Source organism: Streptosporangium minutum (assembly GCF_002149035.1).
Lineage (GTDB): Bacteria > Actinomycetota > Actinomycetes > Streptosporangiales > Streptosporangiaceae > Streptosporangium > Streptosporangium minutum.
Window position 1 is genome coordinate 1 of the sequence record NZ_NGFP01000325.1, and the last position, 9,103, is coordinate 9,103.

The following is a 9,103-nucleotide window of genomic DNA, read 5'->3' on the forward strand; positions in this document are numbered from 1 at the left end:
GAGCGGGGTGGCCCGGATGGCGCTGGACGGGCAGCGGGGTGGCCCGGATGGCGCTGGACGGGCAGCGGGGCGCCCGGCGGAGCGGGCCGGACGCCGTTCGGCGGAGCCGGCCGGGCCGTCGCCCGGGGATCGTCCTCAGCGGCGCAGAGTCCGCGACAGGTGCTCGGCGAGTCCCTCGGACGCGGCCTCGACCATCTCCAGCACGTCGGCGAAGCCCTCGCGGTCGCCGTAGTAGGGGTCGGGCACCTCGGCGCCCGGCGGCGCGGCCGGATCGAACGAGCGGAACAGCCGCACCTCGGAGCCGGCCGGGGCCAGGCGGCGCAGAGCCCGCAGGTTCTCCGTGTCCATCGCCAGCACCAGGTCCACCTGCCCGAACCAGTCGGCCAGGAACTGCCTGGCCCGGTGCGAGGAGCCGTCGTAGCCGTTGTCGGACAGCATCGCCGAGGCCCGCTCGTCCATCGGGTGGCCCTGGTGCCAGCCGCCCGTGCCCGCGCTGTCGACCGTGACGACATCGCCCAGCCCGTGGTCGGCCAGCGTCTTCCTCAGCACGACCTCGGCCATGGGGGAGCGGCAGATGTTCCCCATGCACACAACGCATACGCGGTAGCTCATCCCCACAGGATGCCGCCTGCCGGGCCGTGCGCGGACCCGGCGGTCCCTCCGCCGTCCGGCGCGGTCACCCCCGGTCGACCGGCGCGCTCACCGGCGTGGCCGGGGGCCGCCGCCGGAGCGCCGCCCCGCCGGGTCCCCGCCTCCGGCGCCTGCGCCAGAGCCGCGCCAGTCCCCGCGCGGTCTCGGCGACCGCCGCGCCGACGGCCCCCACCAGCGGCTCCCGCTCCTCCTCGGCGGTGGGCCCGGGATCCGGCTCGACCGGCCCCGCGCTCCCGCCGCGGCACGCCTCCAGCTGCGCGGCGAAGGCCAGCCCGAGAAAGAGCGCCATCGAGCTGAGGAAGGACCACAGCAGCAGTGCCATGACGGCGGTGAGCGGGCCGTAGGTGGCGCCGAAGGTGCCGCTGTGCTCGGTGTACAGGGCCAGCAGCAGGGTGAAGACCGTCCACAGGACGAGTGAGACCAGGGCGCCGAACGCCAGCCAGGTGTGACCCGGCTGCCTGCGCCGGGGGGCGGCGCGGAACAGCACCGAGGCGGACAGCAGGGCCAGCAGGAAACCGACCGGCCAGCGGACCAGCGTGAACGCGCCGATCATGCCGTCGCCCCAGCCGTAGACCTTGGCGAGGGCCCGCCCGATCGCCCCGCCGCCGACCATCACCACGAAGCCCACGGTCATGAAGGCGCCGGCGGTGACGGCCATCAGCAGGGCCTTGCCGTACTTGCGATGGAACGGGCGGTCGCGCTCCACGCCGTATATGCGGTTGGCCCCGCGCTCCACCTGGGCCATGGCGCTGGTCAGCGAGAACAGCGCGGTGACCAGGCCGAGCCACAGGGCGAGGGTCCCCCCGGTGCGGCCCGCCTGCCGGTGGCTGTCGGCGAGCACGTCCTTGACCGCCTCGACCCCGGCTCCGGGAGCGATTCTGCTCAGGGTCAGCTCCAGCACCTGGCCGAGCTGCTCCTGGTTGAGCACCGAGCTCAGCCCGACCAGCGCGATGGCGCCGGGGATGATGGACAGGCAGATCTGGAAGGCCAGTGCCCGTGAGTTGGTCATTCCGTCGCCGTACCTGAATCTGGCGAAGGAGTCACGGATGAGGTGCCAGCGGCCGTACCTGCGCAGGGTCGTCCACGCGTGGTCGGCCGAGAGCTCCTCGCCGCTCATGCTCCGTGTCTGCGGCACTTTCGTCGCGGTTCCCATGTCGGCAGAGCGGCTACCCAGGAAGCGGCTTTATGAACCAATTGCCCGATAATGACCTTTCTCTGGTCCTCACGGCTGCCGTATGGTGCGCCGGCGGCGGCCGATCGCACTCCGGCTCGGCGTCCACCCCGAGCCGCCCTTCCGGTCCGTCGAGCCCGTCGAACCCGCCGTGCCCGCCGTGCCCGCCGTGCTCCCGGACGAGGCGCGTCGCGAGGCGTCCCCGGCCGCGCGCGACCTGCCGCGCCCGCGGGGCGGGCGGGGTCATGGCGCCACAGGCAGGGAGACCTCCGGGGCGGCGGCCAGCAGGGCGTCGACCTGGACCGGGTCGGAGAACACGGCCCAGGCGGCGACGGGGTCGCTGAACAGGTTGACGAAGTGGTCCGCCAGGCCCCTGTGCACGGCGGCGCCGGCGAAAAGCCGGAACACGTGCTCGGCGGGCGGCTGGAGAAAGGCGTTGCTCCACTCGGTGACCGGTCCGGCGACCTTCCACATCTCGGCGGCCACGGAACGGCCGAACTCCTCCCCGTACGGCCCGCCCCCCGCGATGGCCTCGGCGGTCACCCAGGCACAGTGCGAGCCGAGGTTGGCGCCCTGGCCGGTGATCGGATCGTTGGTGATCCACGCGTCGCCTATGGCAAGGGCGACCCGCCCGGTGGAGAGCTTCGCGACCGGCGTACGGACCACCGGCGTGACCGCGCCCTGGAGCAGGTCGTCGGGGCCGAGCGGCGCGAACGAGCGGGGGTCGATCCGCTCGGCGATCCGTGGCGCGTGCTCCGCCAGCACCCTCTCCAGCGTCCGGGTGAAGGCGCGCGGGTCGTCCGGGTAGGAGAGCCGGGTGACGGGCTCCAGCGGGCCGCCCGGGATCGCCTCGACCAGCATCCCGGCGGCCAGGCCGTCCCGCGTCCACATCGGCATCTGGAAGATCTCCCCGCAGCCCGGCGAGACGTTGTAGCTGAAGCCCGCCGGAGCGATGCCGGAGTAGAGGCCGGCCAGCAGCGACCGCTGCGGGCGGTCGTAGGGAGAGCGGCGGTCGTCGCGGGGGAACAGCTCGGCCACCGAACGCCGCCCGGCCGCCACCACGATCAGCTCGTGGTCCGCCGACCACCTCTCGACCTCCGCCGCGCCGGGGGCGCCCTCCGTCACCACCAGCCGCCCCCCGCGAGAGGTGAAGTCGTCGAGGAAGGCGGGGATCAGGAGGCGGAAGTCGAGCGCGTGGAAGGGGTGCTCCAGCGCGCCCTGGAACTCCAGCGGCGGCTCACCCTTGATCGAGATCTTCGCGGTGTCCGACAGGCTGCCGGCCAGAGCGAAGTGCTCGCTGCCCAGCGCCTGCTCGCGGGCGCGGGTGGCCTTCATCCGGGCGACGGTGTTAGGCAGCCGGCTCCGCCGCATCCCGTCGGCGGAGCTCTCGGCGTAGAGGGTCACGTCCACGCCGAGCTGCTGCAGCCGCAGAGCCAGCGTGAGACCGGAAATCCCGGCGCCGACGACGCCGATTCCCCTGGAGGTCATGTGTTTCTCCCTTCTTCCCCTTATTGCGCCTTACCACTCTTGGCGGGCGATCAATAGGCGATTGGGGAGCGGTTGCCCCACGCTTGCTCCGCGCCCGACCCGGCACGCCTGACCCGGCACGCCTGACCCGGCGCCGGCCGGCGCGGCTCGCACAGCCGGCTCCGGAAAGCCGGCGGATCGACGTCAGGCCACCTTGACGTCAAGGTGGCCTGACGAAATACTGGGGTCATGTCCACTCCTGACGAACTCGAACTCCGGTTCACCCTGTTGACCGCGGTCGCGCGCTATGACGCGCTGCGCGCCCGGGACGCCCTGGCGTCACCGGCCGACGAGGAAGACTCCGTGCTCACGCCGCCTGACCCCGGCGCGGAGCCCCTGACGCGGGGCGAGGCGCTGGAGCTCCTCGCGCTGGGCGAGGTGATCGCGCGGAAGGCGGGCTACGGACGTCAGCTCTCCGTGCGGTCCGCCCGCCGGGCCGGCGCCTCGTGGTCGCAGATCGGCGCCGCCCTGGGAACCAGCAAGCAGGCGGCCTGGGAGGCGCACAACCGGTGGATCGACGAACAGGCCAGGGAGGACGGGCGCGACGGCCACTGGGGGTGGGACGAGAACGACGTGGCGGCCGCACGCACGCTCGCCGGCCCCCCCGAAGGCGAGGACGCGGAATGAGATTCCAGCCGATCGAGCGCAGCGCGCAGGCGTTCCAGCAGTCGGTGACGGGGGAGGAGATCCAGTCGATCTGCCACCGCGTCTTCGGCGCCGGCGCCCGTGCCGTCTCCGCCGTCGAGCTGGGCCTGGGGATGTACAACACCACCTACCGTGTCACCGTGACCGGGCAGGAACGGCCGGTGATCCTGCGGGTCGCCCCGGAGCCGGAGCGGCAGTTCCGGTCCGAGCGGCAGCTGATGCGCAACGAGTACGCGAGCGTGCCGTGGCTCACGGCGATCGCGCCGCTGATGCCGCGGGTGATCGCGGCGGACTGGTCGCACGAGGTGATCGGCCGGGACTGGATGGTTCAGAGCCTGCTCGACGGCGTGCCCGCCCCGGACCGCCTCGGCGACTATCCGCGTTCGGCCCGGCCCGGCTTCTTCCGGCAGATGGGCGCGATCGCCAAGACGGTGCACGCGGTGCGCGGCCCGCACTTCGGCCCCGTCGCCGGGCCGCCGCACACCACCTGGAGCCAGGCGGTGATCGCGTCTCTGCAGGACATCGCCGCCGACCTGGACGGCCTCGGGCTGGACGCCGCCGACCTGCGCAAGGTCACGGCCGTCGCCGCCGGGCATCACGCGGTCCTCGACGAGATCACGGAGCCGCGCATGCTCTCCGGTGACCTGTGGACCGTCAACGTGATGCTCGACGACACGGCCCCGGAGCCCGTGATCATCGGCGTGCTGGACATGGACCGGACCTTGTGGGGCGACCCCTCGGCGGACTGGACGATCCGGATGGCGCTGGCCAGGCCCGGAACTGAACGGGACGCGTTCTGGGACGGCGACGGCTACGGCGCGCCGGATCGCTCGGCCGCCGCGGTGTGGCGCTCGCGGATCTACGAGGCCCGCCATATCGGGGCCGTCCGCCTGGAGCGCCACCGCCTGGGCAACGCCGAGGGCCTCCGCGGCACCTACGACGACCTGGCGGCGGTGCTGGCCGAGCTGACCTGACCACGGCCCCGGGGGCGGCGCCCAGGCCCGGCCGCAGCCGGGCCGGCCCCGCCCTCTCGACGCCCGGCACGGTCTCGGTGGACAGCACGTGGACCCCGGTCCCCGCAGTGGCCGCTCAGCAGAGCGGCGACGTGCCCGCCCGCGGTGCCCCGGACGGGCGGACGGTAAGTGCGCATCCGCCCAAGAGCACGCTTGAGCTGGGCTGACCCGGGGCACAACGGACACAACACGTCGGTACGCGAAAGCCACGTGTACGTGCCGCAGGCGATCCGCCAGACGCCCGGCCCATTTCTCAGCGGAGCATCAGCGGATGCTTCCTCGACAACGTTCGGGGGACGTTGTGAGCACGAAATACGGAGTCCACTCCGAGGTGGGCACACTGCGGCAGGTGATCGTGCACAGGCCCGATCTCAGCCTGAAGCGGCTCACACCGAGCAACAAGGACGAGCTGCTCTACGACGACGTGCTCTGGGTCAGCCGCGCCCAGAGCGAGCACGACGCGTTCGTGGCCATGATGCGCGGCCGCGGCATCGAGGTCTTCCACCACCAGCAACTGCTCGCCGAGGCGCTGGAGGCCGCGCCCGAGGCCAAGCGGCACGCCGTGGAACGCATGGTCAGCCACCTGACGGTGGGACCCGTCCTCGTCGACGAGGTCCGCGCCGAGCTCGCCTCCTGGAGCGGGGAGAAGCTGGCCGAACACCTGATCGGCGGGCTGACCAAGGAGGAGTTCGTCACCGCCACCCAAGCCGGCCGCGAAGGCTTCGACGCGCGCTCCCTGGTCACCGCGATGGCCCGGACGGGATCTTTCATCCTGCCGCCGCTGCCGAACTCGCTCTACCAGCGCGACCCCTCGGCCTGGCTGTACGGCGGGGTCTCGCTGAACCCGCTCTACTATCACGCCCGCCGTCTGGAGACGATCAACCAGAGCATCGTCTACCACTTCCACCCGATGTTCGCCAGCGACGGCTTCGCCTACTGGTACCCGCCGATGGGCGACGACGGCAGTTTCGACGAGGAGGACTTCGGCCGCGCCTCGCTGGAGGGCGGCGACATGATGCCCATCGGCAACGGCGTCGTGGCCATCGGCGTCAGCGAGCGCACCAGCCCGATCATGATCGAGCACCTCGCCAGGGAGCTGTTCGCCGCCGGGGCCGCCACCAGGGTGCTCGCGGTCAACATCCCGCCGCACCGCTCCTACATGCACCTCGACACCGTGTTTACGCTGCTGGACGTCGACAAGGCCACCGGCTACCCGCCGGTCGTGGAGAACGCGGCGGTCTACTCGCTGCGGCCGGGGGACAAGGAGGGCGCCGTCGAGGTGCACCGGGAGCCGAACCTGGCCGCCGCGTTCGAGGACGCGCTCGGCATAGGCAAGCTCGACATCGTCCCCACCGGGGGAGACGACTACCAGCGGGCCAGGGAGCAGTGGGACAGCGGCAGCAACTTCGTCGCCCTGGAGCCGGGCGTCGTGGTCGGGTACCACAAGAACGAGTTCACCAACAGGAAGCTGCGCGAGCACGGCGTGGACGTGATCGAGATCGAGGGCTTCGAGCTGGGCAAGGGCCGCGGCGGCGGGCACTGCATGACCTGCCCCATCCTGCGCGACCCGGTCTAGGTCCCGAAGCGACGCGCGGGGCCGGGGGCCGTCCCCGCGCCATCCCCCCGTGACCGGCGGCAGCCGATCCGGCACACGATCGGCGGCCATCAGCTTCACGGCGGGAGGACCGCGATGAGTCACCCAGCACTGATTCTCTTCCTGGCCCTGTTCGGGCTCTACAGCCCCGTCGCCGCGCTGGCGTCCTATCTGCCGATCGTCCGGCCCTACAATCACGGACAGGTCAACCGGCTGGCGCTGGGCCTCGCGTTCAACGTCGCCGTTTTCGTCCTGGCCGCGCTGTGGGTCGGCGAGCCGCTGCTCAAACTGCTCGGCATCAGCACCGCGGCGCTGACCGCCACCGGAGGCATCGCCCTGGCGTACGCGTCCATCCCGCTGATGCGCGGCAAAGCCGGCGCCGTCGAGGAACTGGAGAAGCTCCAGGAGCGGGAGAGACAGGGCACCGCGCTGCCGCCCGAGCCGGTCCCGGATCCCAAGTCGATCCTGTTCACCCCGCTCAGCTTCCCGTTGACCGTCGGCGGCACCACCTTCGCCTTCGGCGTCGCCGCCTCGGCCTCGGCGACCGGCACGCAGGACAAGGTCGCCCTGTCGATCGCCGCCCTGTGCTTCGCCGCGGTCACCGGGCTGACGCTGTATCTGTCCGGCCACGTCCAGCGCCGCATCTCGCTCAAAGGCGCCATGATCCTCGACCGCGTCGCGGGCATCCTGCTCACCGCGATCGCCGTGATCCTGCTCGCCAACGGCTTCACCGACCTCGTCACCGCCCGCCTCAACCAGTGAGGCGATCCCCGCCGGAGGCGAGGTGATCCTCCCGTCCCCCGTGTCGTGGCGGTGAGCCCTGTCGCTGGTGATAGCGGGCCCCCGGCCGCGGTCGCGGCCGGGGGCCGCCGGTCAACGGCAGGCGGCGGGAGACCGCCTAACCGGCGCGCCAGAGCGCCCCGTGGGACTGTTCCCCCGAGGCGACTGATCCCAGCGCGTAGATTTCATGGCCGGCGGCCACCAGGTCGGTGACGTGCGGCTCCGCACCCTCGTCGGCAGGCAGGCGCTCCCTGGTCCAGCGCCCGCCGCTGAGGTGCCACAGCGTCGACTCCGCCGTCACCGCCCACAGCCCGCCATCCCCGTCCGGCACCGCGTCCACGAACGCGCCTTCGAAGTTCTCCCGGTGGAAGGGACCCCACGTGCAGCGCCACGTGCCCTGCGTGTGGCGCAGCGCCACCACCCGCCCGGCCTTGGTGTCCTCGCCCTCCTCCAGGTAATGGGTGCCGAACGCCGCGGCCCCGAGCACCCACGTCTCGTCCGCGCCGACGACCGCGACGGCCTGCGGGTAGAAGGCGCCGCCCTGGGTGTCGTGGATGGCCTCCCTCGCGTCGATCCGCAGCGCGAACTCCACCACCTGCGACACGCCGTCGCGCAACCGCACAGCCTTGGGGCCTTCGGCGGGCACGGCCCAGACCTCCTCGTCCGAGCCGGACAGCCGGTATCCGACGGAGGCCCCCTCGCCTCCCTGGCCGGCGGGCAGGTCCACCCGCTTCCAGCCCGTGCCGTCCCAGTGGACGGCGGCGACGCCGAAGCTCACCCAGCCGCCGTGCGCGCTGGCGGGGCCGTCCTCCCTCACATTGCCCGGCACGGTCAGCGTCGACCCCCGCCACCCGGCGCTCCCGAGCACGCCGCCCTTCCATGTCTCCGCCCCCGGCTGGACCGCCCAGATCTCGCCGCCGGGACTCGCCGCCAGGGCCTTGACGGCCTTCACCCCGGGTGGCAGGGCCGCCGTCTCCCAGCGGCCGTCCTTCCACCGGACCGGCGTCGTGAGGCCCTCTCCCGTGTCGCGCAGCGCCCACAACGCCCCGTCCGAGGCCATCACACCGCCCCGGAGGACGCCCGCCTCACCGCTCCCCGGGAGCGGCTTCCAGCTCGGCCGGACGGAGGCCGCCTGGAACCCGTCAGCGGCGCGGGCCGGCTCGGGACAGTCCTTCTGGGAGACGACCACCGCCTCCGCGCTCCCGACGGCGGGCGGGACCACGGGCGCGGCCGCCTTGGTGGGCGTGCCCTCCGGACTGCCCGCCCCTGACGCGCAGCCGCCTGAGACCAGCGCGAGAGACACCGCCGCCATTGCGCCCATCCGCCGCATGAAGCCCCCATCCCGCGGTTCCGGCCGGCGTTCTGCCTGGCCGCCGGCCGGCACCGGGATCTCCGTGCCGTTCGGGTCCGGCCATCCACGCGCAAGGCGCTCAGAGGCGACGTCCGGATTGCGTCCGCTGTCGCCGGAAGTCCGGTGCATGAATACCACGTCCAGACGGTACCCGCCCCCGCATGGCCGTCTCGTGTGATGGCCGCTGTCGGACGTCTCAACAATGCCGCCGCCGGGCCGAGCCGGCCCGCACCCCCGCCTGTCCGCGGCTTCAGGGAAACCTGCTGGCCCGCTACGAGCCGGGAGCCGTCGTCCCCGATGACGGCCCGCCCGCCGCCCGCCCGGCCGGATGGAGCTTCCCCGCCGATGCCTCCATCGGCGACGCCCTGTAC

8 protein-coding genes are annotated in these 9,103 nt (G+C 72.8%); 4 read left to right on the forward strand and 4 right to left on the reverse strand.

Annotated features, from left to right (window positions below):
* Positions 1-135: 135 nt before the first annotated feature.
* The 3 genes from CA984_RS39870 to CA984_RS39880 form a co-directional block, all read right to left on the reverse strand.
* Positions 136-612 (reverse strand): low molecular weight protein-tyrosine-phosphatase, encoded by a 477-nt coding sequence (locus CA984_RS39870; protein WP_086578550.1) that lies wholly within the window; start codon positions 610-612, stop codon positions 136-138.
* A gap of 64 nt (positions 613-676) precedes the next feature.
* The gene (locus CA984_RS39875) at positions 677-1,768 is read right to left on the reverse strand and encodes a YihY/virulence factor BrkB family protein (protein ID WP_207621216.1); all 1,092 of its coding nucleotides are present in this window, start codon (positions 1,766-1,768) and stop codon (positions 677-679) included.
* 297 nt (positions 1,769-2,065) lie between these two features.
* The gene (locus CA984_RS39880; protein ID WP_086578552.1) at positions 2,066-3,310 is read right to left on the reverse strand and encodes a styrene monooxygenase/indole monooxygenase family protein; all 1,245 of its coding nucleotides are present in this window, start codon (positions 3,308-3,310) and stop codon (positions 2,066-2,068) included.
* Between the two features lie 228 nt (positions 3,311-3,538).
* On the opposite strand from CA984_RS39880, the gene CA984_RS39885 reads away from it, so the two are divergent.
* From CA984_RS39885 to CA984_RS39900, 4 genes are all read left to right on the forward strand, one after another.
* Complete coding sequence (locus CA984_RS39885; RefSeq protein ID WP_086578553.1) at positions 3,539-3,976, forward strand: hypothetical protein; 438 nt, start codon at positions 3,539-3,541, stop codon at positions 3,974-3,976.
* On the forward strand, positions 3,973-4,968 hold the full coding sequence (locus CA984_RS39890; RefSeq protein WP_086578554.1) for a phosphotransferase family protein: 996 nt from the start codon (positions 3,973-3,975) through the stop codon (positions 4,966-4,968). Before CA984_RS39885 ends, CA984_RS39890 begins: the two co-directional genes overlap by 4 nt.
* Positions 4,969-5,278: 310 nt before the next feature.
* Positions 5,279-6,583 (forward strand): arginine deiminase, encoded by a 1,305-nt coding sequence (locus tag CA984_RS39895; RefSeq protein ID WP_086578555.1) that lies wholly within the window; start codon positions 5,279-5,281, stop codon positions 6,581-6,583.
* Between the two features lie 114 nt (positions 6,584-6,697).
* The gene (locus CA984_RS39900) at positions 6,698-7,363 is read left to right on the forward strand and encodes a MarC family protein (RefSeq protein WP_086578556.1); all 666 of its coding nucleotides are present in this window, start codon (positions 6,698-6,700) and stop codon (positions 7,361-7,363) included.
* 136 nt (positions 7,364-7,499) lie between these two features.
* Here CA984_RS39900 and CA984_RS39905 read toward each other — a convergent pair whose 3' ends face one another.
* Positions 7,500-8,693: a hypothetical protein gene (locus CA984_RS39905; protein ID WP_086578557.1), complete on the reverse strand. Its 1,194-nt coding sequence runs from the start codon at positions 8,691-8,693 to the stop codon at positions 7,500-7,502.
* Positions 8,694-9,103: the final 410 nt, after the last annotated feature.